The sequence below is a fragment of the Klenkia taihuensis genome, assembly GCF_900112525.1.
GTDB lineage: Bacteria > Actinomycetota > Actinomycetes > Mycobacteriales > Geodermatophilaceae > Klenkia > Klenkia taihuensis.
In genome coordinates, this window is record NZ_FOMD01000001.1 from 1 (window position 1) to 25,033 (window position 25,033).

Annotated in this window: 22 protein-coding genes and 1 rRNA gene; 12 read left to right on the top strand and 11 right to left on the bottom strand. The window is 73.9% G+C overall.

Features of this window, described 5'->3' with window-relative positions; genetic code table 11:
- The 3 genes from BM158_RS00005 to BM158_RS00015 form a co-directional block, all read right to left on the bottom strand.
- Positions 1–198: ribosomal RNA gene (locus BM158_RS00005) — 16S ribosomal RNA — on the bottom strand; the annotation flags it as partial.
- Positions 199–577: 379 nt separating this feature from the next.
- Positions 578–1,213 (bottom strand): alpha-ketoglutarate-dependent dioxygenase AlkB, encoded by a 636-nt coding sequence (locus tag BM158_RS00010; protein WP_091553072.1) that lies wholly within the window; start codon positions 1,211–1,213, stop codon positions 578–580.
- A 95-nt stretch (positions 1,214–1,308) separates the two neighbouring features.
- Positions 1,309–3,549 (bottom strand): RecQ family ATP-dependent DNA helicase, encoded by a 2,241-nt coding sequence (locus BM158_RS00015; RefSeq protein ID WP_091553075.1) that lies wholly within the window; start codon positions 3,547–3,549, stop codon positions 1,309–1,311.
- Between the two features lie 79 nt (positions 3,550–3,628).
- Between BM158_RS00015 and BM158_RS00020 the strand changes: the two genes are divergently transcribed.
- From BM158_RS00020 to bar, 3 genes are read left to right on the top strand one after another with little or no spacing between them, the layout of a single operon-like run.
- Positions 3,629–4,450 carry a PHP domain-containing protein gene (locus tag BM158_RS00020; protein ID WP_091553079.1) on the top strand — a complete coding sequence of 274 codons (822 nt, stop codon included), beginning with the start codon at positions 3,629–3,631 and terminating at the stop codon, positions 4,448–4,450.
- A gap of 44 nt (positions 4,451–4,494) precedes the next feature.
- Positions 4,495–5,451, top strand: coding sequence for a carbamate kinase (locus BM158_RS00025; RefSeq protein ID WP_091553083.1), 957 nt, complete (start codon positions 4,495–4,497; stop codon positions 5,449–5,451).
- Positions 5,452–5,488: 37 nt separating this feature from the next.
- Positions 5,489–6,592, top strand: coding sequence for a barbiturase (gene bar / locus BM158_RS00030; protein ID WP_091553086.1), 1,104 nt, complete (start codon positions 5,489–5,491; stop codon positions 6,590–6,592).
- A gap of 51 nt (positions 6,593–6,643) precedes the next feature.
- Here bar and BM158_RS00035 read toward each other — a convergent pair whose 3' ends face one another.
- The 4 genes from BM158_RS00035 to BM158_RS22160 all read right to left on the bottom strand — a co-directional run bounded on the left by BM158_RS00035 (position 6,644) and on the right by BM158_RS22160 (position 9,738).
- On the bottom strand, positions 6,644–6,931 hold the full coding sequence (locus BM158_RS00035) for a Dabb family protein (RefSeq protein WP_091553089.1): 288 nt from the start codon (positions 6,929–6,931) through the stop codon (positions 6,644–6,646).
- Between the two features lie 3 nt (positions 6,932–6,934).
- Positions 6,935–7,360 (bottom strand): organic hydroperoxide resistance protein, encoded by a 426-nt coding sequence (locus tag BM158_RS00040; protein WP_091553092.1) that lies wholly within the window; start codon positions 7,358–7,360, stop codon positions 6,935–6,937.
- A 67-nt stretch (positions 7,361–7,427) separates the two neighbouring features.
- The gene (locus BM158_RS00045; protein WP_207506020.1) at positions 7,428–8,462 is read right to left on the bottom strand and encodes an isopenicillin N synthase family dioxygenase; all 1,035 of its coding nucleotides are present in this window, start codon (positions 8,460–8,462) and stop codon (positions 7,428–7,430) included.
- 34 nt (positions 8,463–8,496) lie between these two features.
- Positions 8,497–9,738, bottom strand: coding sequence for an SDR family oxidoreductase (locus tag BM158_RS22160; RefSeq protein WP_229827560.1), 1,242 nt, complete (start codon positions 9,736–9,738; stop codon positions 8,497–8,499).
- Between the two features lie 104 nt (positions 9,739–9,842).
- Here BM158_RS22160 and BM158_RS00055 point away from each other — a divergent pair, with 104 nt between their 5' ends.
- Positions 9,843–10,661: a mycofactocin-coupled SDR family oxidoreductase gene (locus tag BM158_RS00055; RefSeq protein WP_091553096.1), complete on the top strand. Its 819-nt coding sequence runs from the start codon at positions 9,843–9,845 to the stop codon at positions 10,659–10,661.
- 21 nt (positions 10,662–10,682) lie between these two features.
- Here BM158_RS00055 and BM158_RS21950 read toward each other — a convergent pair whose 3' ends face one another.
- Both BM158_RS21950 and BM158_RS21955 read right to left on the bottom strand, forming a co-directional pair.
- On the bottom strand, positions 10,683–12,089 hold the full coding sequence (locus BM158_RS21950) for a YlbE family protein (protein ID WP_191328597.1): 1,407 nt from the start codon (positions 12,087–12,089) through the stop codon (positions 10,683–10,685).
- 3 nt (positions 12,090–12,092) lie between these two features.
- On the bottom strand, positions 12,093–13,547 hold the full coding sequence (locus BM158_RS21955; RefSeq protein ID WP_229827559.1) for an FdrA family protein: 1,455 nt from the start codon (positions 13,545–13,547) through the stop codon (positions 12,093–12,095).
- Positions 13,548–13,737: 190 nt separating this feature from the next.
- Here BM158_RS21955 and BM158_RS00065 point away from each other — a divergent pair, with 190 nt between their 5' ends.
- The 8 genes from BM158_RS00065 to BM158_RS00100 all read left to right on the top strand — a co-directional run bounded on the left by BM158_RS00065 (position 13,738) and on the right by BM158_RS00100 (position 22,411).
- The gene (locus BM158_RS00065; RefSeq protein ID WP_091553099.1) at positions 13,738–15,207 is read left to right on the top strand and encodes a uracil-xanthine permease family protein; all 1,470 of its coding nucleotides are present in this window, start codon (positions 13,738–13,740) and stop codon (positions 15,205–15,207) included.
- Positions 15,204–16,067 carry an FAD binding domain-containing protein gene (locus BM158_RS00070; RefSeq protein WP_091553102.1) on the top strand — a complete coding sequence of 288 codons (864 nt, stop codon included), beginning with the start codon at positions 15,204–15,206 and terminating at the stop codon, positions 16,065–16,067. The genes BM158_RS00065 and BM158_RS00070 overlap by 4 nt, the downstream gene beginning before the upstream one ends.
- A complete protein-coding gene (locus BM158_RS00075) occupies positions 16,064–16,603 on the top strand; it encodes a (2Fe-2S)-binding protein (RefSeq protein WP_091553105.1) in 540 nt (179 codons plus the stop codon). The genes BM158_RS00070 and BM158_RS00075 overlap by 4 nt, the downstream gene beginning before the upstream one ends.
- Positions 16,600–19,008 (top strand): aerobic carbon-monoxide dehydrogenase large subunit, encoded by a 2,409-nt coding sequence (gene cutA, locus BM158_RS00080; RefSeq protein ID WP_091553109.1) that lies wholly within the window; start codon positions 16,600–16,602, stop codon positions 19,006–19,008. The genes BM158_RS00075 and cutA overlap by 4 nt, the downstream gene beginning before the upstream one ends.
- On the top strand, positions 19,005–19,691 hold the full coding sequence (locus tag BM158_RS00085; RefSeq protein WP_091553113.1) for an SRPBCC family protein: 687 nt from the start codon (positions 19,005–19,007) through the stop codon (positions 19,689–19,691). The genes cutA and BM158_RS00085 overlap by 4 nt, the downstream gene beginning before the upstream one ends.
- Positions 19,692–19,804: 113 nt before the next feature.
- Positions 19,805–20,263 (top strand): DUF1707 SHOCT-like domain-containing protein, encoded by a 459-nt coding sequence (locus tag BM158_RS00090; protein ID WP_165628784.1) that lies wholly within the window; start codon positions 19,805–19,807, stop codon positions 20,261–20,263.
- An 82-nt stretch (positions 20,264–20,345) separates the two neighbouring features.
- On the top strand, positions 20,346–21,551 hold the full coding sequence (locus tag BM158_RS21960; RefSeq protein WP_207506022.1) for a mechanosensitive ion channel family protein: 1,206 nt from the start codon (positions 20,346–20,348) through the stop codon (positions 21,549–21,551).
- Between the two features lie 38 nt (positions 21,552–21,589).
- Positions 21,590–22,411, top strand: a complete 822-nt coding sequence (locus BM158_RS00100; protein WP_091553120.1) for an SDR family oxidoreductase — start codon at positions 21,590–21,592, stop codon at positions 22,409–22,411.
- A gap of 117 nt (positions 22,412–22,528) precedes the next feature.
- On the opposite strand, the gene BM158_RS00105 is transcribed toward BM158_RS00100, so the two are convergent.
- Complete coding sequence (locus tag BM158_RS00105) at positions 22,529–23,968, bottom strand: FAD-dependent oxidoreductase (protein ID WP_091553124.1); 1,440 nt, start codon at positions 23,966–23,968, stop codon at positions 22,529–22,531.
- Between the two features lie 10 nt (positions 23,969–23,978).
- Positions 23,979–24,911: an AurF N-oxygenase family protein gene (locus BM158_RS00110; protein ID WP_091553127.1), complete on the bottom strand. Its 933-nt coding sequence runs from the start codon at positions 24,909–24,911 to the stop codon at positions 23,979–23,981.
- Positions 24,912–25,033 lie beyond the last annotated feature (122 nt).

The following is a 25,033-nucleotide window of genomic DNA, read 5'->3' on the forward strand; positions in this document are numbered from 1 at the left end:
AACCACCATGCGGTGAAAGAAGAATATCCGGTATTAGCACCAATTTCTTGGAGTTATCCCAGAGCCGGGGGCAGGTTGCCCACGTGTTACTCACCCGTTCGCCACTAATCCACCAGCAAGCTGGCTTCATCGTTCGACTTGCATGTGTTAAGCACGCCGCCAGCGTTCGTCCTGAGCCAGGATCAAACTCTCCGTAGATGAATTCAACCCAGACCAAGAACCAAGACCTGACAGATCTTGATCATCAATCCAGAAACCCCCAGACCCACAAGCCTGAAGGGGTCAAACAGTTGGCACTGACTTTCGGCACGCTGTTGAGTTCTCAAAGAGCGGACGCGCAGAAGATCGGCCCTTTCGGGCTCTCCGTCCTGGCGGCTGCTACACGTTACTCCACGATCCGAGCGCGTCAACCCTGGGGTCTGGCTCGCGGTTCGGCCCTTCGGCCTTGCCGGTGTTTCGCGGTGCAGGGAGAACCATACACGGCTTCCGGAGGCCTCTGCAGGGGGGTCCCCGGAGGGGGGTCCAGCCCCCTCCCCGAACGGGCCGCACAGCCCGCCGAGCAGCGCGGACAGGCCGTTCAGGCGATGCCGCGAGGGCGGAACTGCACGCTGACGCGGGGTCCGACCGCCTTGCTCGTCTTCGGCACGCAGTGGTCCCAGGTCCGCTGGCAGCTGCCGCCCATCACGACGAGGTCCCCGTGCCCGAGGGCGAAGCGCCGGGAGTCGCCTCCGCCGACCGGGCGCAGCAGCAGCGACCGCGGGGAGCCGAACGAGACGATCGCGACGACCGTGTCCTGGCTGCTGCCGCGCCCGATGCGGTCGCCGTGCCAGGCCACGGAGTCGCGCCCGTCCCGGTAGAGGCACATGCCGGCAGTGGCGAAGGGCTCGCCGAGCTCGCCCGCGTAGTGCGCGCCGAGCCGGCTTCGTGCCTCGCCCAGGAGGGGGTGCGGCAGTTCCTCGCCCTCGTCGAACCACCGCAGGAGCCGGGGCACGGCGACCTCGCGGTCGTACATCTGCCGCCGGTCCGCACGCCAGCCGATGTCGCCCAGCAGAACCTCCAGCACCTGGTCGGACCCCTCGACCCAGCCGGGCAGGTGGTCGACCCACGCGCCGGCGGTCAGCGGGTGCCGCACGACCCGGCCCGGCAGCGGTGTGAGCACGGGCTCGTCGGCCAGGTCCCACATCGACGGCTGGTGCGCGGGCATGGCGGACATGGGTCCACCCTAGACCCGGTTTCGAACAGGTGTGCGAAAGCCTGTGGGCGACGCCCGTCGAGTTTCGAACAGGTGTGCGGAACCCTGTGGACAGCTCAGGCGGCGAGCGCGAGCACGAACGGCAGCACGGCCGACGCCCCCGCCTGGCGCAGCTCACGGCCCGCGACCGTGACCGTCCACCTGGAGTCGGCCAGGTCGTCGACCAGCAGCACCGGGCCGGTCAGCCCGGCGAGCCGGTCGCGCAGCTCCTCACCGACCGTGATCCGCTGCCAGACCCCGGCCAGCCGGAAGGCGGAGTTGCCGCCCGCGCCCCCGGTCGGCCCGCCGTGCTGCAAGTCGAGCTCCCCCAGGTAGGGCAGCCGGCCCAGCCGGGACAGCGCCTCCGCCGTCCCGCGGACCAGGCGCGGACGACGGCGCGAGGGCACCGACACCACGGCGACCGGCCGCTCGGCCCAGTCCCAGGCGGCGAGCACCCGGGCGCACGCCTGCACCAGGTCGTCGGCGGGTGGCGCGTCGGAGGCGTTGCCGGGGCGGATCACCCGGTGCGACACGTCGAAGGCGGCGTCCGGGTCCTCCTCGAGGGGCGGCGCCTCGAGGTCCTCGGCCAGCGTGGCCACGCCGCCGACGCCGTCGTCCCCGAGCAGGGTGCGCAACCGCTGCCCCCAGCCCAGGTCGGTCAGCCGGGCGACCGCCCGGCCGGGGAGCACCTGGTCGCCGGGGGCGATCTTGCCCTTGACCTCGACGCCGAGCCGGTCGGCGCCGGTGGGCCACTGCGCGCGGGGCGGCAGCTCGACACCGGGTCGGTCGAGCCGGGCGGTGGCGGCCTCGGCCGCGCCGGCCGGGACGTCGGTGGCGTACCAGGGGCCGGCGCACACGTCGCAGCGCCCGCACGGCGCGGCCGTCGGGTCGTCGAGCGCCTCCTGCAGGAACGCCATGCGGCACTGCGCCTCGTCGACCGGCCGGGCGTAGGCGATCATCGACCGCTGCTCGGCCTCGCGGGTGCGGGTGACCCGGGCGTAGCGGTCGGCGTCGTAGACCCAGGGCACGCCGGTGGACCGCCACCCGCCCTGGACGCGCTCGACCGCGCCGTCGACCGACAGCACCTTGAGCAGCAGCTCCAGGCGGGAGCGGCGGACGTCGGCGACTGTCTCCAGCCGTGCGGCCGACCAGGCCTTGCCGTCGGCCATCGCGGTGAGCACGGCGGCGGCGTGGTCCTCGCGGGGCATCGACGAGGTGGCGAACCACTGCCAGATGGCGAGGTCCTCGGGCCCGGGCAGGAGCAGCACGTCGGCGTGCTCGACGGCGCGACCGGCACGGCCGACCTGCTGGTAGTAGCTGACCGGGGACGACGGCGCCCCCAGGTGGACCACGAAGCCGAGGTCGGGCTTGTCGAAGCCCATGCCCAGCGCCGAGGTGGCGACCAGCGCCTTGACCCGGTTCTCCCGCAGGGCCTCCTCGGCGTCCTTGCGGTCGGCGTCGTCCAGGCGGCCGGTGTAGGCGCGGACCTCGTGGCCGGCGTCGCGCAGCAGCGCCGCGGTCTCCTCGGCCGCGGCGACGGTGAGCGTGTAGACGATGCCGCTGCCCGGCAGGTCGTCCAGGTGCGCGGCCAGCCAGCCCAGCCGGGCCCGGTCGGTGGGCAGCCGGAGGACGCCCAGCCGCAGCGAGTCGCGCGCCAGCGGCCCGCGGACGGTGGTGACCTCGACCCCGCCGGCGCCCAGCTGCTCGGCGACGTCGGCGACCACCCGCTCGTTGGCCGTCGCGGTGGTGGCCAGCACCGGCGTGCCCTCGGGCAGCCGGCCCAGCAGCTCGCGGATGCGGCGGTAGTCGGGGCGGAAGTCGTGGCCCCAGTCGGAGACGCAGTGCGCCTCGTCGACGACCAGCAGGCCGCAGCGGCGGACCAGGTCGGGCAGCTGCTCGTCGCGGAAGCGGGGGTTGGTCAGCCGCTCCGGGGAGACCAGCAGCACGTCGACCTCGTCGGCGGCCAGCCGGGCGGCGACGTCGTCCCACTCGGTGGCGTTGGCGCTGGAGATCTCCACCGCCTCGATGCCGGCCCGGGCGGCGGCGGAGACCTGGTCGCGCATCAGCGCGAGCAGCGGCGAGACCAGCAGCGTCGGCCCGCGACCGCGCCGGCGCAGCAGGGCGGTGGAGACGAAGTAGACCGCCGACTTGCCCCACCCGGTGCGCTGCACGACCAGGGCCCGCTGGCTGCGCTCGACCAGCGCGGAGACCGCGGCGTCCTGGCCCTCGCGGAAGACCGCGTCGGGGCGGCCGGTGAGCTGGCGCAGCACCTCGAGGGCCTCGTCGGCGAGTCCGGTCTCCACCACGGCGCTGCTCATGCACCCGACCCTAGGCACCGGGTACGACAACCCGGGCCCGGCGGGCGCAGCTGTGGACGACCGGGGAGGATGCACGACGATGCTGCCTCCCGACAACCACGTGCACAGCGAGTTCTCGTGGGACACCGGGCCCTCGGCCTCGATGGTGGAGACCTGCGCACGGGCCGTGCGCACGGGCCTGCCCGCGGTCGCGTTCACCGAGCACCTGGACTTCACCGTGTGGGCGGCCGAGGACCGGGCCAGCCGGGACGGCATCGTGGACCGGCACCCGGCCCAGCAGCAGCCGATCGACGGCGAGGCCTACGCCGCGGCGATCGAGGAGTGCCGCGACCGCTTCCCCGACCTGCGGGTCGTCTCCGGCGTGGAGGCCGGCGAGCCGCACCTGTTCGCGGCCAGCATCGCCGCCCACCTGGCCGCGGGCCCGGTCGACCGGGTGCTGGGGTCCCTGCACTCGCTGACCGACGGCGGCCGGCTGGTCGGGGTGAGCCGGATGCTCACCCGCAGCGGCGCCGACGCCACCATGCGCCGGTACCTGGGCGAGATGGCGCAGATGGTCCGCGACAGCGACGTCTTCGAGGTGCTGGCGCACGTGGACTTCCCCCGCCGGTACTGGCCGGGCGGACGCGACCGGTACGCCGAGCGCCCGTTCGAGGCCGAGTACCGGGAGGTGTTCCGCGCCCTGGCGGAGACCGGTCGGGCGCTGGAGGTCAACACCACCAGCCCGCTGGCGTCGGTCGAGCTGGTGCGCTGGTTCCGCGACGAGGGCGGCGAGGCGGTGAGCTTCGGCAGCGACGCGCACACGCCCACCGCGGTCGGCCAGCGCTTCGACCTCGCGGTCGACGTCGTCGAGGCCGCCGGGTTCCGGCCCGGGCGCGACCGGTTCGACTTCTGGCGCCGGTGAGACAAGTACTTCACCGCTAAGAGAAATCCCGCTAGGGTCTCGCCATGACCTCCCCCCGCCGCGTCGTGGTCGCCCTGGGCGGCAACGCGATGACCGGCCCCGACGGCTCGGCCACGCCCGGCGCCCAGCGCGCCGCCATCGCCGTCGCCGCCGGGCACGTGGCCGACGTCGTGGCCACCGGCGCCGAGGTCGTGGTCACCCACGGCAACGGCCCCCAGGTGGGCAACCTGCTGGTCAAGAACGAGCTGGCCGCGCACGAGGTCCCCCCGGTGCCGCTGGACTGGAACGTCGCGCAGACCCAGGGGACGATCGGCTTCACCGTCGTCGACGAGCTCGACGCCGCCCTGGCGTCCCGCGGGCTGGCCCAGCGGACGGCGGCGCTGGTCACCCGCACCCTGGTCGACGCCGACGACCCCGGGTTCCGCGAGCCCACCAAGCCGGTCGGCCGCTTCCTGCCCCGCGAGCGGGCACAGCAGTTCGTCGACCTCGGCCAGACCTGGGAGGACCGCGGCGAGAAGGGCTGGCGCCGCGTCGTCGCCTCCCCCGAGCCCCGGTCGGTGCTGGACTCCCCCGCCGTCCGCGCGCTGGCCGGCGCCGGGTTCGTCGTCGTGTGCGCCGGCGGTGGCGGCATCCCGGTCGTCGACGACGGGCAGGACGGCGCCGCCCTGCGCGGGGTGGAGGCGGTCATCGACAAGGACCTCACCGCCGCGCTGATGGCCGCCGAGCTGGACGCCGACACCCTGGTCATCGCCACCGACGTCGACGCCGTGATGGTCGACTTCGGCACCCCCGACTCCCGGCCGCTGGGCCGGGTCACGGTCGCCGAGCTGCAGGCGCAGGCCGCAGCCGGCCAGTTCGCCCGCGGCAGCATGGGCCCCAAGGTGGACGCCGCGCTGCGGTTCGCCGCCTCGGGCCCCGGCCGGCGCGCGGTCATCACCTCGCTCGAGCACATCGCCGACGCCGTCGCCGGCGACTCCGTCGGAACCGTCGTCACCGCCTGACCACCCCGAGAAGCCCCCGAGAAGAAGGAGCCACCCCGTGCCTGCACCCATCGAGGTCCGCAAGGTCCCGCTGCACAACGTCAGCGACGCCTCCGAGCTGGCCAAGCTCATCGACTCCGGCGTCATGGAGGCCGACCGGGTCGTCGCCGTCATCGGCAAGACCGAGGGCAACGGCGGGGTGAACGACTACACCCGCATCATCGCCGACCGCGCCTTCCGCGAGGTCCTCATGGAGAAGGGCAGCCGCTCCAAGGAGGAGGTCGCCGACATCCCGATCGTGTGGTCCGGCGGCACCGACGGCGTCATCAGCCCGCACGCCACCATCTTCGCCACGCTGCCCGAGGACTCGGTCGAGAAGACCGACGAGCCCCGCCTGACCGTCGGCTTCGCGATGAGCGACGTGCTGCTGCCCGAGGACATCGGCCGCATCTCGATGGTGGAGAAGGTCGCCGAGGGCGTGAAGCGCGCCATGGCCGAGGCCGGCATCACCGACCCCGCCGACGTGCACTACGTGCAGACCAAGACCCCGCTGCTGACCATCGAGACCATCCGCGACGCCAAGTCCCGCGGCGAGGACACCTACTACGACGAGCCGCACGGCTCGATGGACCTCTCCAACGGCACCACCGCGCTGGGCATCGCCCTGGCCCTCGGCGAGATCGAGCTGCCGAAGCAGGAGCAGGTCATGCGGGACCTCTCGCTGTACTCCGCCGTCGCCTCCTGCTCGTCGGGCGTCGAGCTCGACCGCGCGCAGATCGTCGTCGTCGGCAACGCCCGCGGCCACGGCGGCGCCTACAAGATCGGCCACTCGGTCATGAAGGACGCCCTGGACCAGGACGGCATCTGGGACGCCATCCGCCAGGCCGGCCTGGACCTGCCCGAGCGCCCGCACGTCTCCGACCTCGGCGACCGGCTGGTCAACGTCTTCCTCAAGTGCGAGGCCGACCCGACCGGCTACGTCCGCGGCCGCCGGAACGCGATGCTGGACGACTCCGACGTGTTCTGGCACCGCCAGATCAAGGCCACCGTCGGCGGCGTCGCCGCCTCGGTGACCGGCGACCCGGCGGTGTTCGTCTCCGTCGCCGCCGTCCACCAGGGCCCCTCGGGCGGCGGTCCCGTCGCCGCCATCATCAAGGCCTGACCCCGTGACGCCGGCGGCCCGCACCCACCCGGGTGCGGGCCGCCGGTGCGTTCAGGCCGCGAACTGCACCCGGGCGATCTCGGCGCACAGCGGGCCGAACAGCTCGGCGCGGATACGGTTGTGCTCGGCGTCCAGGTCGTAGGCCCGGTAGGCCTCGGCGTCCGCCCAGTCGCTGGTGATGGCGAACCCCCAGGCGCCCTCGCGCAGCCCGGCGTCCCGGCCGACCCGGCAGTCCAGCCGGCCGGGCAGGTCCAGCGCCGTGATCGCGGCGAGCGCGGCGTCCACGGCGACCGGGTCGGCGTCGGGGTGCAGCCGCCCGACGACGACGTTGCGGATCACGCCTCAGCCGACCGTGGTGTCGAGGGTGGTCGGCACGTTGCCGCGGGTGGCGTTGGAGTAGGGGCACACCGCGTGCGCGGCCTCGACCAGCTGCTCGGCGGCCGCCTGCTCGATGCCGCCGCCCAGCTCCACGTGCAGCGCGGCCTCCAGGCCGAAGGTGCCGTCCTCGCTGCGGCCGATGCCGACCTCGGCGGTGACGGCGGCGTCGGCGAGCTCCACCTGCTGCCGACGCGCGACGACCTTCAGCGCGTTGAGGAAGCAGGCCGCCCAGCCGGCGGCGAACAGCTGCTCGGGGTTGGTCGCCCCGCCGGCACCGCCCATCTCGACCGGGGTGGCGAGGTCGAGGTCGACCAGGCCGTCGGAGGAGCGGGTGTGGCCGTTGCGGCCCTCCCCGGTGGCGGTGGCGACGGCGGTGTAGACGGCGGGCACGGGTCCTCCTGGTCTCGGGGTGCGGTCCCCCCGACCAAGCTCCCCGGCCCCGGGTCGATTCCCCGGCTCAGCCGCGGGCGGCGAGCACCCGGGCGGCCTCCCGGTCGGCGGCGGTGTTCACGACCCCGGCCCGGGACCCCCGCAGCTTGGCCGCGACGTGCTCGCCGACGGTGACCGGGAGGTACTTCGGCTCCTCCCCCGGCCCCAGGCACGAGGGCAGGACGGCGACCACCGCGTCGACGTCCCCGTCGTGGAAGAACGCCGCGGAGCGGCGGCGCCGGATCGTGCCGTCGACCACCGGTGGCTTGACCCGGTGCAAGGTCGAGCGCCACCGCTCGTTGGTCAGCCGGGTGGTGACGTCGCCGAGGTTGACCAGCAGTGCGCCGTCGACCGGCGAGACGTCGTGCCAGCCACCGTCGTCGCCCAGGACCTGCAGGCCGGGCACCTGGTCGGCCCAGAGCACGGTGACGATGCCGTAGTCGGTGTGCTCGCCCATGCCGGTCAGCTCGCCGTCCAGCTCGACGGTGCCGGGCGGCAGCGCGTAGTTGACCATCCGCAGCACGTCGAGCGAGTGGCCGGTCATGGCGGGGAAGAAGTCCGGCGGCAGGTGCAGCGCGTCGGCGAAGACGCCGGTCAGCGTGCGGGCCACCCGGGACGCCTCGGCGAACCAGGCCTCGACGGCGGCGCGGAACCCGGGGACGTCGGGCCAGGTGTTCTCCGCGTAGTCCGGCTGCGGCAGGCCGGGGGCGTGCGGGTAGCTGGCCTGGGAGGCCCCGACGTTGAACGCCTCGAAGAAGTCGTTCATCCGGGACGCGGACTCGACCCCCAGCGACAGCGAGAGCGACTCCGACCTCGGGGGCGAGTAGCCGCGGTTGACCTCGGGCGGGGTCCGCCAGCCGGCCTTCTGCCCGGCCGGCAGCGCGAAGAAGGCGTCCATCGCCGCGGCCAGCCCGTCGGCGAGCGCGGGGTTGACGCCGTGGCCGACGACCTGCACGAAGCCGACCTCGCGGCAGGCGGCGTCCATGGCCGCCGCGGTGGCCGCCCGGTCCCCGGTCCCGGTGACGTAGGGCGCGATGTCGACGACGGGGACGGCGAAGGTCACCCGGCCAGGCTGGCGCAGCGGTGTTGCGCCGGTGTCACGGCAGGATCGAGTCCGTGTAGCCGCCGTCGACCCGCAGCGCGCCGCCGGTGGTCGCCGACGCCAGCGGCGAGGCCAGGTAGACCACCATGGCGGCGATCTCCTCGGGCTCGATGAGCCGCTGCAGCAGCGACTGCGGCCGGTGCACCCGCATGAACTCGCGCTGGGCGTCGTCCCAGGGCAGGTCGGCGCCGACCAGCGAGCGGACGAAGTCCTCGACGCCGCCGGTGTGCGTGGGCCCGGCGATGACCGAGTTGACCGTGACGCCGGTGCCGGCCACCTCCTTGGCGAAGCCGCGCGAGACCGCGAGCAGGGCGGTCTTGGAGACGCCGTAGTGCACCATCTCGGCCGGGGTCGCGACGGCGCTGTCGCTGGCGATCTGCAGCGCCCGGCCCCAGCCGCGGTCGCGCATGCCGGGCAGGTAGGCCCGCAGCAGCCGGACGGCGGTGAGCACGTTGGTGTCGAAGTAGCGGCGCCACTCCTCGTCGGGGATCTCCAGCGCCGGCTGGGCCCCGAAGACACCGAGGTTGTTGACCAGCACGTCGGCGTCGGGGACGGCGGCCAGCAGGGCGGCGGTGCCGTCGTCGGCGGCGAGGTCGGTGGCCACGGTGGTGACGTCGGCGCCGTCGACCGCCGTCCGCACCTGCTCGGCCGCGGCACCCAGCCGCGCGGGGTCGCGGGCCACGAGGACGACGGCGGCCCCGGCGGATGCCAGCCCGGTGGCGATGGCCAGCCCGATGCCCTGGGACGAACCGGTCACCACCGCGCGGCGTCCGTGCAGGTCCAGCCGCAGCCCGCCCTGCTGCGGCCCCGGCGCGGGGGCCGCCGGGCGGGGTGCGGGCGCGGCGGCGCGGGGGTGCCGGCGGGCCATCGAGCGCAGCCCGCCCTCCAGCGCCGCACCGTGCTCGTTGGACAGCTCGGTGAACGCGAGCTCCCCGGTGGTGGTCTGCACGGCCAGCCGGCTGCGGCCGCGGAAGGAGCGCTTCCACTCGACGCCCAGGACCTCCCGCAGCGGTACGGCGACCTCGGTGGCCTGCTTGCCCACCTTGAGGAACAGCAGCCGGCGGTCGGTGAGCACGAGGAGGCCGAAGACGCCCTCGTGCATCGGGGTGCCGACGTCGAGCACCCGCTCGTCGTCGGTCAGGCGGGCCGGCAGCTCGGCGAGCTCGGGCCGGCCGAGGCCGGTCAGGTCGGCGCGCTCCCCCGCCTGCTGGACGTCGGGCCGGGTTCCGTCGGGCACGCACCGGACGCTAGCGGGAGAGCCCTGGGCAACGCCGCGGCCGGTCTGTACGGTGACCCGCACCACATGGCACTCAGTGCCACCTGTCCGCCGAGGAGATCCGCATGACCAGTCCCGCCCGCCGTCTCGAGGGCAAGGTCGCCCTCGTCACCGGGGCCGCCCGCGGCCAGGGCCGGGCGCACGCCGTCCGGCTGTCGGCCGAGGGCGCCGACGTCATCGCCGTGGACGTCTGCGCGCAGCCGGCCACCACGCACTACGCCGGCGCCACCCCCGACGACCTGGCCGAGACCGTGCGACTGGTCGAGGCCCAGGACCGGCGGATCGTCGCCCGGCAGGCCGACGTCGCCGACTTCGCGGCGCTGTCGGCCGCGGTGTCCGACGGCGTGGCCGAGCTGGGCCGCCTGGACGTCGTCGTCGCCAACGCCGGCATCTGCTCGGCCGGCAACAGCTGGGAGATCACCCTCGAGCAGTGGAACGAGACCGTGGCGGTCAACCTGACCGGCGTCTTCCACACCGCCAAGGCCACCATCCCGACCCTGCTCGAGCAGGGCACCGGCGGGTCGATCATCATCACCAGCTCGGTCGCCGGGCTGCGCGGGCTGCCGTTCCTGTCCGCCTACGCGGCCACCAAGCACGGCGTGGTCGGGTACGCGAAGTCGCTGGCCAACGAGCTGGCGCAGCACCGCATCCGGGTCAACACCGTGCACCCGCACGGCGTGGCCACCGGGATGACCGTGGACGACCTGCAGCCGCTGATCGCCGCGCACGCGCAGACCCTGGCGCCGATCTTCATGCAGGCGCTGCCGGACCAGTACTCCGAGCCCGAGGACATCGCGAACGCCGTGGCGTTCCTCGCCAGCGACGAGGCCCGGCACGTCACCGGCATCCAGCTGCCCGTGGACCTGGGCACGCTGATCCGCTGACGGGCCGGGCCCGCGCCGTCCTCAGACGAGGGCGGCGCGGGACTCCTCCGCGAGCGCGGCGACGGCCTGCTCGAAGCAGGCCGCCGGCGGCTGCACCAGACCGGCGCCGACCTGACCGGTGCCGGCGACCCGGCCGGCCATGCCGGTGTTGATCTGCGGCAGCCACCCGGTGCGGGCGACCTTGAGGACGTCGATGCCGGTCGGCGCGCCGCGGAAGCCGAGGATCGGCACCTGCATCGCCGGGCTCTCGGCCAGCGTGATCTGGTACATCCGCTCGGTGGTGGCCAGCGCGTCGGGCACGGTGCCGCCGACGAACCGGACGATCGCCGGGGCGGCGGCCATGCAGAACCCGCCGATGCCGTAGGTCTCCATGATCGCGGAGTCGCCGATGTCGGGGTTGGCGTCCTCGGGGCCGTAGTCGCCCAGGAACAGCCCGACCGGGGTGTTGGCGGGGGCGGTGAACCAGCGGTCGCCGGTGCCCGCCGTCCGGATGCCGAACTCGGTGCCGTTGCGGGCCAGCGTGGTGACCATCGTCGAGCCCGGGACCGACCCGACGGCGTCCATCGCGAGCTTCGCGCTGGGCATGCCGAGGTTGAGGAAGAAGTGCTCGTTGCCGCCGATGAAGCGCAGCACCTCGGCGATGTCGGACTTCGGGGCGTCGACCGCGACGATGGACGGCGACAGCTCGCGCAGCGTCATCAGCGAGCCGGCCCGGTTGCGGTTGTGCGCCTCGTCGCCCATCTGGAGCATCTGGGCGAGGATCCCGGTGACGTCCAGCGGCTCGGTGCGCGAGCGGACGGCGGCCTGCAGCACCGGGCCCATCACCGTCGTCATCCAGTGCAGCCGCTCGATGACCTCGGGGCCGTAGGCGCCCATCCGGAGCACCTTGCCCAGGCCCTCGTTGAGGTTGCTGTAGGCCTCGCGCCCGTCGGTGGGGTCGGTGAGGCACCACATCCACATCGACGGGCTGGTCACGCCGGCCATCGGGCCGACGGCACGGTGGTGGTGACAGCTGTCGAGCTCGACGCCGCCCGAGGCGAGCAGTGCCTCGGCGGCCTCGGGGGTGTCGGCCCAGCCCTCGAACAGGCAGGCGCCGATGAGCGCGCCGCGCATCGGCCCGGAGGCGGTCTCCCAGGTCAGCGGCGGCCCGGAGTGCAGCAGGGTGCGGCCGGTCAGGCCGAGCACCTCGGTGGCCGGGCGGACGTCGGTGAGGGTGGACCGGCTGGCCAGCACGCGCTCGACGGCGACCCGGTTGGCCGCGGCGCGGCGCGGGTCCAGGGCGAGCTGGGTGAGGTCGTCGGCCGAGCCGATGGTCGGCGGGCGCCACTCGACGTCGGTGACGCCGACGCCCTGGGCGCGCAGCGCGTCGGAGAAGACGTCGACGCCGGCGGCCACCACGGCCGGGCGTCCGGTCAGCAGGCTGCTCACTTCTCAGGCCCCGATCAGGTCGACCGCGAACCGGGTGGCCGCGGAGTTGGAGGCGAACACGTGCGCGCCGGCGGCGGCCAGCGCATCGGCCTGGCGGGACCACCCCTGCGGGTCGCCCTCGGTGCCGACCAGGCCCACCACGACGGGGAACGGCAGGTCGCGGATGGCCGGCACCAGTGCGCCGGCGGGGTCGGGGTCGGCCCCGTACCCGAGGACGACGTCGAGCAGCAGGACGGCGGGCTCCCCGCTCGCGGCCAGACCGGCGATCGCCTCCAGCCGCAGCGTGGGGTCGATCATCGGGTGCGCCCGGCCGACGGTCAGCGCGTCGTCGCCGAAGTCGACGACGACGTGGCCGGCGGCGCCGAAGTCGGCGCCCAGGTCGAGCTCCGGCTTCAACGGGGTGTTGCTGCGGACGTCGCCCAGCACCGGGGCGGCCACCAGCATCGCCTCGTCGGCCAGGGTGCCGCCGGAGTAGAAGCCCTTGAGCACCGCGCCCTCGGGGACCTCGCGGTCGGCGCCGGGCCGGCTGGGCCAGGTCGGGACGTCGGCGCCCATGTCCTGCAGCAGCGCCTCGACGGCGGCGGTGAGGTCGGGACTGTCGGGGCTCAGCGCCGCGCTGGAGAAGGGCGTGGCCAGCCCGGCCGCCGTCCTCCCCACCTCCTGCGCGACCTCGGGGGCCGGGGGCTTGCTGACCAGCAGCACCCGCTCGGTGGCGTCGTCGGCGTCCAGCATCGCCAGCGCGTCGAGGGTGGCGCGGCCACCGACCGCGGCGGACAGGTCGCGCCCGCCGGTGCCCAGCACGTGGCTGACGCCGACGCCGGCCATGTCGAGCAGGCAGCTGACCTGCTGCGCGCCGGTGCCCGACGCGGCGACCAGGCCCACCGGCCCGGGGCGGACGACGTTGGCGAAGCCGAGGGCGACGCCGCCGACGATGGCCGTCCCGCAGTCGGGGCCCATGACCAGCACGCCGGCCTCGTGGGCGGCGGCCTTGAGCGCGACCTCGTGCTCGACCGGGACGCCGTCGGAGAAGACCAGCACGCTGCGACCGGCGGCGACGGCGTCCATGGCCTCGGCGACGGCGTAGGGGCCGGGGACGCTGACCACCGCGAGCGGGGTCTCGGCCTCCTCGGCGAGGGCGAAGCCGACGGTGCGCGGCGGGATGGCGTCGGCCGAGCCGCGCTCCTCGCGGGCGGTCAGCGCGACCTCGACGGCGGTGACGGCGGCGGCCAGCTCGGCGTCGTCGACGGCACGCAGTGCGACCAGCAGCTGGTCGGGCTTGGCGTCCTCGTCGGGGGCCAGGCCCATGCCGGCGGCCAGCTCGAGGTTCAGCGGGGTGGCCATCGCGACCAGCACGGCGGTGACGCCGTCGCGGGCCCCGACCGCCTTGCTGACCTGCATCAGCTTGACCGAGTCGGCGTAGACGCCGCTGCGCAGGGAGACGTGCACGGAGTCGCTCACGCCGCGACGCTACCGCGGAAGTATCTCAGCGGTGAGAGAAATCTTCGGGCAACATCACGGACCCGAAGATTTAGCGCTGAGGTACTTCCGTAGTGTCGGTGGTCGGTGTCACAGTGGCCGCGCCCGGCGGGATCGTGCCCACCGGAGAGCGCCCGCGGCCGGCTGAGGCCGCACCGAGCAGGAGGACGTCATGGCGTTCGGGTGGAAGTTGTACGGCGACGGGAAGACCCCGCCGCCCGGTGAGGCCGTGGCCCCCGACGAGCGGCTCTCGTGGCCCCTGACCGTCGGCATCGGCGCCCAGCACGTCGTCGCCATGTTCGGCGCGACCTTCGTCTTCCCGCTGATCATGGGCCTGGACGCGAACCTCGCGATCATGATGTCCGGCGTCGCGACCATCGTCTTCCTGCTCATCGTGCAGGGGAAGGTGCCCTCCTACCTCGGCACCTCGGCCGCCTTCGTCGGCGGCGTCGCGGCCATCACCGCCCAGGGCGGCGGGGTCTCGGACAAGGTCGGCGCGATCCTCGTCGCCGGCGTCGTCCTCGCCCTGGTCGGCATCCTGATCCAGGTCGCCGGCGTCCGCGTCGTCAACAAGGTGCTGCCGCCCGCCGTCACCGGCGCCGTCGTGCTGCTCATCGGGTTCAACCTGGCCCCGGTCGCCGCGCAGACGTACTGGCCCCAGGACCAGTGGGTCGCCCTGGCCACGATGGCCTTCGTCATCGTCGCCTCGCTCGCGCTGCGCGGCTTCTGGTCCCGCATCTCCATCCTGCTCGGCCTGGTCTTCGGCTACCTGCTCTCCCTGCTGCTCGACGCCACCGCCGGCCCCATCACCTCCGTGCTCGGCGGCGCCACCGAGGCCACCGTGCACGACCGGGTCGACCTCTCCGGCGTCGGCGCGGCCCCCTGGTTCGGGTTGCCCACCTTCACCGCGCCCAGCTTCTCGCTGAACTTCACCCTGCTCGTGCTGCCCGCCGTCATCGCGCTGGTCGCCGAGAACGCCGGCCACGTGAAGGCCGTGGGCGAGATGACCAAGCGCGACCTCGACCCGGTCATGGGCCGCGCGGTCTTCGCCGACGGCGTGGGCACCGTGATCGCCAGCTCGGTCGGCGGCTCCCCCACCACCACCTACGCCGAGAACATCGGCGTCATGGCGGCCACCCGCGTCTACTCCACCGCCGCCTACTACGTGGCCGCGGTCGTGGCGATCCTGCTCGGCCTGGTGCCGAAGTTCGGCGCGATCGTGAACGCCACCCCCGGCGGCGTCCTCGGCGGCATCACCGTCGTCCTCTACGGGATGATCGGTCTGCTGGGCGCCAAGATCTGGAAGGAGAACCGGGTCGACTTCGCCAACCCGATCAACCTGGTGCCGCTGGCCGCCGGGATCATCATCGGCATCGGCAACGTGACCCTGGTCTTCACCGACAACTTCTCCCTGGGCGGCATCGCGCTGGGCACGATCGTGGCGGTCGCCGGCTGGCACGTCGCCCGCGCCCTCGCGCCCCGGGACATGAAGGACGCCCTGCTGTCCGAGGACGGCTTCCGGCACGGCACCGGCCCCGCGCTGGGCAACGCCGGTGCCCACGACGCCGGCGGCGCCGACCCGTCCTCCCTGGACCAGCAGACCACCACCCGCACGATCGAGAGGGAGACCCGCAACCCGTGAAGCCCGCGCCCTTCGGCTACGCCGACCCCACCTCGCTCGACGAGGCGCTGACCCTCCTCGCCGAGGACGGCGCCAAGGTGTTGGCCGGAGGGCAGTCGCTGCTCCCCCTGCTGTCCATGCGGCTGGCCTCCCCGGCCACGCTCGTGGACATCAACCGGATCCCCGGCCTGGACTCCGTCGCCGTCAGCGGCGACGGGGTCCGGGTCGGGGCCCTGGTCCGCCACGTGGACCTGCTGCACCACGCCGAGGCCGCGCGGGTCCAACCGCTGCTGGCCCGGGCGACGGCGAACGTCGCCCACCCCGCGATCCGCAACCGCGGCACGACCGTCGGTTCCATCGCCCACGCCGACCCCTCCGGCGAGATGACCTCCGTGCTGGCGCTGACCGGTGGCTCCGTCACCGTCGCGACGCCGGGTGGTCCGCAGACCGTCGACTGGGCCGACTTCTTCGTCGGCCCCCTGGAGACCTCCGTGCACGGCCCGGCCGTGGTCACCGAGGCGTTCTTCCCCGCGCTCCCGCCCCGCAGCGGCACCGCCTTCGAGGAGGTGTCCCGCCGCAAGGGCGACTACGCCGTCTGCGGCGCCGGGGTCACCGTGACCCTCGACGAGGACTCGAGGGTCTCCTCCGTCCGGGCCGCCTACATCTCCGTGGGCCTGGTCCCCGAGGTGCACGACCTGACCGAGGCCGTCGCCGGCCGCACCGTCGCCGAGGCCGACTGGTCCGCCGCGGCCGACCTGGCCCGCACCCTGGTCGACCCGGACGGCGACCTGCACGCCAGCGCGGACTACCGCCGGCTGCTCGTCGGCGTCCTCACCGAACGCACGCTCGCCCGCGCCGCCGAGGAGGCCCAGACCCGATGAACCACCCGACGACCGAGGTCACCACCGAACGCGCCATCACCGTCACCGTCAACGGTGTGCCACGTGAAACGACCGTGCCGGTGCGCCGGTTGCTGTCCGACGCGCTCCGGCACGACCTGGAGCTGACCGGCACCCACGTCGGCTGCGAGCACGGCGTGTGCGGCGCCTGCACCGTGCTGGTCGACGGCACCCCGGTGCGCTCCTGCCTGGTGCTGGCCGTGCAGGTCGACGGCAAGGCGGTCACCACCGTCGAGGGCCTGGCCCGCGACGACGGCCGGGGCGGGGAGGTCCTGCACCCGGTGCAGGAGGCCTTCCGCGAGTGCCACGCCCTGCAGTGCGGGTTCTGCACCCCCGGCTTCCTCATGACCATGGCCGCCGGCCTCGAGGCGCGCGACGCCTCGACCGACATCACCGAGGAGGAGGTCGACGAGATCGTCGGCGGCAACCTCTGCCGGTGCACCGGCTACGCCAACATCAAGAAGGCCTGCCGGCACGCCGCGGGCCTCATGAAGGACGCGGCAGGAGGCCACGCATGACCACCAAGCTGTTCGGCGAGCCGGTCCGCCGGCGCGAGGACCTCCGGCTGATCACCGGGCGCGGCCGGTACACCGACGACATCGGCCACGGCGCGCTCGCCGCCGCCTTCGTCCGCAGCCCCTACGCGCACGCCCGGATCACCGGCATCGACGTCAACGGGGCGCTGGACGTCGAGGGCGTCGTCGCCGTCTACACCTACGAGGACCTGGTCGGCCCGATGGCCGAGCCGTTGCCCGTGCTCATCCCGCACCCGCAGCTGACCGCACCCCGCACCGGCTACCCGCTGGCCCGCGACGTCGTGCAGCACGTCGGCGAGGCCGTGGTCATGGTCGTCGCGACCGACCGGTACGTCGCCGAGGACGTCTGCGACCGCATCGTCGTCACCTACGAGGAGCTGCCGGTCGTCGTCGGCGTCGACGCCGCCCGGGAAGCCGCGCACGCCGTGCACGAGGACGTGCCCGACAACGTCGCTGCCCGGCACCACCAGGAGACCGGGGACGTCGAGGCCGCGCTGGCCGCCTCGACGCACACGCTGAGCTTCACCCAGTACATCGAGCGCAGCGCCTGCATGCCCATGGAGGGCAAGGGCGTGCACGCGGTCTGGGACCACGACGACGCCTCGCTGCGGGTGCACACCTCCACCCAGGCCTCCACCTCGGTGCGCGCGGCCATCGCGGCCAAGCTGCAGCTGTCGCTGGAGAAGGTCGAGGTCGTGGCACCCGACGTCGGCGGCGGGTTCGGCGTCAAGATCGTGCACCCGTGGCCCGAGGAGCTGCTCGTGCCCATGGCCGCCATCGCGCTGGGCCAGCCGGTGCACTGGGCCGAGGACCGCCGCGAGCACTTCATCTCCTCCGCGCACGAGCGCGAGCAGCGCCAGGAGATCACCGTCGGCTACGACGACGAGGGCCGGGTCACCGCGCTCGACGTCCGGGGCTGGCACGACAACGGCGCGTACACGCCCTACGGGATCATCGTGCCGATCGTGACGGCCACCCAGCTGGTCGGCCCGTACGCCATCCCGGTCTACCGGGTGCGCATCGACAGCGTCTACACCAACACCGTCATCGTGACGCCCTACCGCGGCGCCGGCCGGCCCCAGGGCTGCTACGCCATGGAGCGGACGATGGACCGGATCGCCCAGGACCTCGGCCTGGACCGCGCCGAGGTGCGCCGGCGCAACCTGATCCGGCCCGACCAGTTCCCCTACGACCACCACCTGACGTTCCAGGACGGCCGGCCGGTCATCTACGACTCGGGCAACTACGAGGGCCTGCTCGACAAGCTCGTCGCCCTGGTCGGCTGGGACTCGATGGACGCCCGGCGCGAGGAGGCGGCGTCGCGCGGCAAGCAGCTCGGTGTCGGCATGGCCATGTACGTCGAGGGCACCGGCCCCGGCCCCTACGAGGGCGGCCACGTGCAGGTGCTCGGCAGCGGCAAGGTGCTGGTCTCCACCGGCCTCACCTCGCAGGGCCAGGGCCACGAGACCGCGTTCGCCCAGATCGTCGCGCACGAGCTCGGCGTCCCGATCGAGGACGTCGAGGTCACCACCGGCGACACCCGGCGCTTCGGCTACGCGGTGGGCACCTTCGCCTCCCGCGCCGCGGTGATGAGCGGCAACGCCATCGCGCTGGCCGCCCGCGGGGTGCGGGCCAAGGCGCTGCGCATCGCCGCCGACGTGCTCGAGGCCGACGTCGAGGACCTCGAGATCGACGAGGGCCTGGTCCAGGTCAAGGGCACCCCGGGCGCCTCGATCCCGCTGCGCACCGTCGCCGTCCTCTCCAACCCGCTGCGGTACGCCTTCGACGAGGCCGCCCGGCAGGCCACCCAGTTCGCCGGGCCCGGCGACGACTCCAAGCCGCCGGTCGCCGTCGGCGACGCCCCCGGCCTGGAGCACGTCGACTACTACTCCCCCATCCGGTCGACCTTCGCCTCCGGCGCGCACGCCGCCGTGGTCGAGATCGACCCGACCACGTGGGAGATCGACGTCGTCGACTACGCCGTGGTCCACGACTGCGGCAACATCGTCAACCCGATGATCGTCGAGGGCCAGGTCCACGGCGGGGTCGCCCAGGGCGTGGGCGGTGCGCTCTACGAGCGGATGGCCTACGACGCCGACGGCCAGCTGCAGAACGCCTCGTTCATGGACTTCCTCATGCCCTACGCCAGCGAGGTCCCCGACGTGGTCATCGACCACCAGGAGACCCCGTCGCCGCTGAACCCGCTGGGCCTCAAGGGCGCCGGCGAGGCCGGCGTCATCCCGGGCACCGCGTGCATCGCCTCGGCCATCGAGGACGCCGTCGGCCGGCGCATCGCCGCCATGCCCATCTCCCCCACCGAGCTCTACGACCTGGTCCGCGACCCCGACGCGGAGCGGGTCCCCACCCGAGAAGGAGCACCTGCGTGAAGCTCGACGGCACCGCCACCCTGTCCGCCCCGCCGGCGGAGGTGTGGGCGGCGATCACCGACCCGGCCGTGCTGGCCCGCACCATCCCCGGCTGCCAGGGGCTGGAGCGCACCGGCGAGGACGAGTACGCGATGACCGTCTCGGTCGGCGTCGGCGCCATCCGCGGGGTCTACGCCGGCGAGGTGAAGCTCACCGACAAGGAGCAGCCCACCCGGTACGTCATGCACGCCTCCGGCTCGGGCGGTCCGGGCTCGGTGCGGGCCACCGTGCCGATCACGCTGGAGGCCGTCGACGGCGGCACGAAGCTCAGCTACGACGCCGACGCGGTCGTCGGCGGCGCGGTCGCCGGCGTCGGCCAGCGGATGATCACCGGGGTGGCCAAGCGGCTGGCCGGGCAGTTCTTCTCCGCCATCGACGCCGAGCTGACCGGCACGGCCCCGGCCGCGCAGGCGCCGGCGAACGCGGACGTGACCCCGTCGGCGGCTGCCGTCAGCGACACCGCGGTGCACGGCGGGTCGTCCCCCGAGACCACCCCGTCGGCAGCCCCCACCCGGTTCGCGGCCCCCGCGGCCGGCGGCGGCGCCGGTGCGGCCCCGGCCGAGCTGGCCCTGGCCGCCGTGGGCGGTGGCGTGCTCACCCTGCTCGGCGTCCTCGTCGGCTACCTCCTGGGCCGCCGCAGCTGATCCCCTGCCACCCCCGCAGTTGATCATCGTCAGCTGCAGGCGGCACGCGCCGGCCGACGGCGTGTCCCGCCTGCGGATGACGATGATCAACTGACGGTGCCAGGATGCGGGTCGTGAGCGACCCGGTTCCGCCCTCGCAGCTGCGGGTGTCCGACGCCGACCGCGCGCTGGTCGAGACCCGGCTGCGGCGGGCGGTCGAGGTCGGCCAGCTGGAGCTGCGCGAGTTCGACGAGCGCGCCCGCCTGGTCTGGGCCGCGCGCACCCGCGGCGACCTCGACGCCGTCACCGCCGACCTCGGCCCCCTGCCCTCCCCCGAGGTGACCGCCGCGTCGGTGCACCCGGCCCGGCGCGACCGGTCCGCGGTGTTCAGCGACACCGGCGGCGGCACCGCGATGCGGGTCCTCACCATCATCTGGGCCTGCGTGCTGGTGGTGAACGTCGTGACCTGGGCCGCGGTCAGCCTCGGCACCGCCGACCTGGTCTTCCCGTGGCCGCTGTTCGTCACCGCCCCGGGCGCGGTGCTGCTCACCCTCTACGTCGCCGGCATCGGCCGGCCGGAGGAGAAGGACTGATCCGTCCGGCTCCTCGACGGGTGGTCCGCGGCGGGCTCGGGCATGGTGTGGCGAGCCGCAACCCCCACCAGGAGGTCCAGACATGGGCAACTCAGTAGGAAACGCACTCGGGGACGTCGTCGCGTTCCTGCCCAAGCTGCTGCTGGCGGTGATCATCCTCGTCGTCGGCTACTTCGTCGCCAAGGCGCTGGAGAAGCTGCTGACGAAGGTGCTGGAGAAGGTCGGCTTCGACCGGGCCGTCGAGCGCGGCGGCGTCCGCAAGCTGCTGCAGGGCAGCCAGTACGACGCCTCGGCGATCCTCGCGAAGATCCTCTTCTACGCGGTGATGCTGTTCGTCCTGTCCACCGCCTTCGGCGTGTTCGGGCAGAACCCGATCAGCGACTACCTCGCCGCGATCATCGGCTACCTGCCCAAGGTCTTCGTCGCGATCCTCATCCTGGTGATCGCCGCGGCCGTCGCCGCCGCCGTCCGGCTGGTCGTGCAGAACGCGCTGGGGTCGCTGTCCTACGCCCGCACCCTGGCCACCGCCGCCTCGACCGTCGTCCTGGCCCTCGGCATCATCGCCGCGCTCGACCAGCTCGAGATCGCGCAGAACGTGGTCAACGCCGTCCTCTACGCGATCCTGGTCGCCGTCGTCGGCGTCGTCGTGGTGGCCGTCGGCGGCGGCGGCATCGTGCCGATGCGGCAGCGCTGGGAGAACGCGCTGAGCAAGGTCGAGGCCGAGGCGCCGAACATGCGCCGCGAGGCGCAGGCCGCGCGGCCGGCGTCGGAGGTGCTGCAGGCCGAGGCCGACCGGATCGCCGCCGAGCAGCGCCGCATCCGGGAGGAGCGCGAGGCCGCCGAGCGCGCCCGCCAGGAGGCCGAGCGGGCCGAGGCCGAGCGCCAGCGCGCCCAGCAGGCCGAGGCCGAGCGGATGGCGGCCGAGCGGGCCGCCGCCGAGCGTGCCGCGCAGGAGCGGGCCGTCGCCCCGGCCGCCGCGCCCTACCCGCCGCAGCCTGCCGACCAGCACCCCACCCAGGTCTACGACCCGCAGTCGATGACCCCGCCGCCGACGTCCGAGGAGCACTACGGCCAGCAGTACGGGTCGCCGCAGCCCTGGTCGGGCGGCACGCCGTCCGGTGGGTCGACCGCCTCCTCGGCCGCGCCCGACCCCTACCAGGCCTACGACCGGCCGGCGGAGGAGCCGCCGATCTGGGCCGAGGAGCAGCCGCGCACCGACGAGCCCGGCACCGCCCAGCTGCCGCGGATCACCGACGAGCAGCACCCCCGGGACGACGACCGCCGCTGACGGGAACACCCCGGCCGCGGGGGGCGCTGGCACCAGGCATGTCGAAGACCTGGTTCATCACCGGCGCCTCCCGCGGTTTCGGCCGCGCCTGGACGATCGCCGCCCTCGAGCGCGGTGACTCCGTCGCCGCCACCGTCCGCGACACCGCCTCGCTGGAGGACGTCGTCGCCCGGTTCGGTGATCGCGTCCTCCCCGTGCAGCTCGACGTCGACGACCGCGCGGCCGTCTTCGCCGCCGTCGAGCGGGCGCACGCCCACTTCGGCCGGCTCGACGTCGTGGTCAACAACGCCGGCTACGGCCAGTTCGGCATGGTCGAGGAGGTCTCCGAGGCCGAGGCGCGGGCGCAGTTCGAGACCAACGTCTTCGGCGCGCTGTGGGTCACCCAGGCCGCGCTGCCGTTCCTGCGCGAGCAGGGCTCGGGCCACGTGCTGCAGGTGTCCAGCATCGGCGGCATCTCCGCCTTCCCGAACATCGGCATCTACAACGCCTCGAAGTGGGCGCTGGAGGGCTTCTCCCAGGCGCTGGCCGCGGAGGTCGCCGACTTCGGCATCCACGTCACGCTGATCGAGCCGGGCGGCTTCGACACCGACTGGCCCGGCGCCTCGGCCAAGCACGCCACCCCGAACCCGGCCTACGACGACTTCCGGGTCAAGGCCGCCGAGCAGCGCAAGGCCCGGGTCGCGACCCCCGGCGACCCGGAGGCGTCCGCCGCCGCCGTCCTGCAGCTCGTGGACAGCGAGGCCCCGCCGCTGCGGGTCTTCTTCGGCACCGCGCCGCTGGGCATCGCGACGAAGGACTACGAGTCGCGGCTGCAGGGCTGGCGCGACACCCAGCACCTCGCCGAGCTCGCCCAGGGCTGACCCCGGCCGCTCAGCGTTGATCAGGGGAGTTGATCCACGTCCGTCCTGGTGCACGAGATCTGGTGAACCAGGACGGAGTTCGATCAACCTCCCTGATCAACGCTGCACAGGGAGGGGTCAGCGGCGGCGGGAGGGACGGCGGCCGATGACGCCCGCGGCGGCGTCGGCCAGGAGCGAGCCCACCGTCTCCTCGGCGTCCGGCCGGTTGGCGCCGATGCCGCCCGAGGGCCCGCGCTTGGCCCAGCCCACGACGTAGGTGCCGGCCGGCGCGCCGGTGACCCGGCCGGCCTCGTGCGGCACCCGCCCGGTCCCGGCGTCGAAGGGCAGGCCCGGCAGCTCGGTGCCGCGGTGGCCGATCGCCCGCACCACCAGCTCGGCGGGCACGGTGACGTCGCCCTCGGAGGAGCCCAGCACGATGCCGGTGACCCGGCCGTCCTCGCCCACCAGCTCGCGGGTGGCCTGGCCGAAGGCGAACACGATGCGCCGGCCCGGCTCCGGCGGTGCGGCGAGGTCGTCGTCGAAGCGGTCCAGGCCGGCGAACAGCTCGGCCTTGGACCCGGGCGGGGCGTCGTCGGGCGCCTTGCCCGACAGCACGGTGCGCACGCCGGGCAGGTGGGTGAGCGCGCGCAGCTCCGACGAGCTGCAGGCGGCGTCCTCGGCCCCGCGCCGGCCCACCACCACCACCTCGCGCAGCGCGCTGGTGCGCAGCGCCTCGAGCGTCGCCGGCGAGGTCGCGGTACCGGTCAGCCGGCCGGGGTCGGAGGACAGCATGCGGGCGACGTCCAGGGCCACGTTGCCGGTGCCGACGACGACCACCCGGCGCACCTGCGACAGGTCCACGGGCGCGGCCTCGGGGTGGCCGGTGTACCAGTTGACGACCTCGCGGGCCGAGACGCTGCCCGCGAGCTCGTCGCCGGGGACGTCGAGGGCGCGGTCCCCAGCGGCCCCGGTCGCGTAGAGGACGGCGTCGTAGCGGCGGGCCAGCTCGGCGGGGTTGACGTCGCGGCCGACCTCGACGCCGGTGCGCAGGGTGACGCGCGGGTGGTCCAGGACGGCGGAGGTGTGCTCCAGCACGCGGCGGGTGCCCGGGTGGTCGGGGGCCACCCCCCAGCGGGCCAGGCCACCGGGGTGGGCCAGCCGCTCCAGGAAGGTCACCCGCGCCTCGGTGGCGCGCAGCACCGACTGCGCCGCGTAGACCGCGGCCGGGCCGGTGCCCACGATCGCGACCTCGAGCCGGCCGATGGCCGACAGGTCGACGGTCGGGAAGCGCGGGGCGTCCCACACCGGGGCGGCCGGGGCGTCGGGCCGGGTGAACCAGTCGGCGTTGACCTGCGCGTACACCTGCTGCTCGGGGCGCAGCAGCCAGGTCGGGGCGATGGCGTCGACCGGGCAGGCGTCGGCGCAGGCACCGCAGTCGATGCAGGTCCGCGGGTCGACGTAGAGCGTCTCGGTCTGCCCGAACCCGGGCTCGTCCGGGGTGGGGTGGATGCAGTTGACCGGGCAGACCGAGACGCAGGAGGCGTCCGAGCAGCAGTTCTGGGTGATCGCGAACGCCATGGGGTGCCCCTCAGAGCATGTGCAGGCGGCGGTAGATCGCCTTGGCCGGGGCGGTGAGCATGCCGCACTCGCCCAGGAAGGTCATCAGGTGCCGGCTGCTGGTCCGCATCATCGCGTGGTGGTGCTTGTTCGCCGCGGCCTCGCGCTCGGCGCGGTCGGCGTCCAGGCCGGCAGCGGTGTAGACGTCGCGGTGCACCAGGTTGGTGACCACGACGGCGGTCACGATCGCCAGCAGGGTGGCGGTGGTGCGCCGGCGCGGGGCGCTGATGCCCTCGAGGCTCTCCCGCATCTCCTGCCGGGCGTAGGTCATGTGCCGGGACTCCTCGACCACGTGGATCCGGCTCGTGGTGCGGATGAGCGGCAGCACGTCCTCACCGCGCATCCAGTCGCGCTGCATGACGTCGAGGACCTCCTCGGCCACCAGCGCCGCCCCGAAGGCGCGCTCGCCGTCGGCGAAGGTCTTGAAGAACCGGCCCAGCTCGATGCCGCTGCGCTTGGGCGCGTAGCCGGTGGCGCCGAGCTTCTCGCAGGCCCGGGCGAACATCAGCGAGTGCCGGCACTCGTCGGCGATCTCGGTGAGCGCGAACTGGAAGTCCTTGCGGGTGGTGTCACCGGCGTAGTGCTCCCGCAGCAGCATCTGCTGCAGGATCATCTCGAACCAGATGCCGGTGCTCATGATCGAGGCGACCTCGTGCCGGGTCAGCGTGACCCGCTGCTCCTCGGTCATCTCGTCCCACAGCTCCGTCCCGTACAGCGTGCTCCACTCGGGGTTCAGCCCGTGCAGGGCCGGGTCGAGCGGCTCGTCCCAGTCGACCTCGGTGGTGGGGTCGTAGGAGAGCTGGCGGGAGGAGTCCAGCAGCCTCGCTGCGACCGCCTCGCCGTCGCGGTCGGCGGCCGAGAAGGCGGCGGACAGCTGGTCGGTGCGCGGCAGCGTGCTGGTCATGGGATCGACCCTCCGTGATGGTTGCGTGTAACACCCGGTTACAGGTACCAAGCATGGCGGATGCCGCCGGTAGCTGCAACCCCGGGACACGTCTTCCCGCACGGACTGTGACCCAACCCTCA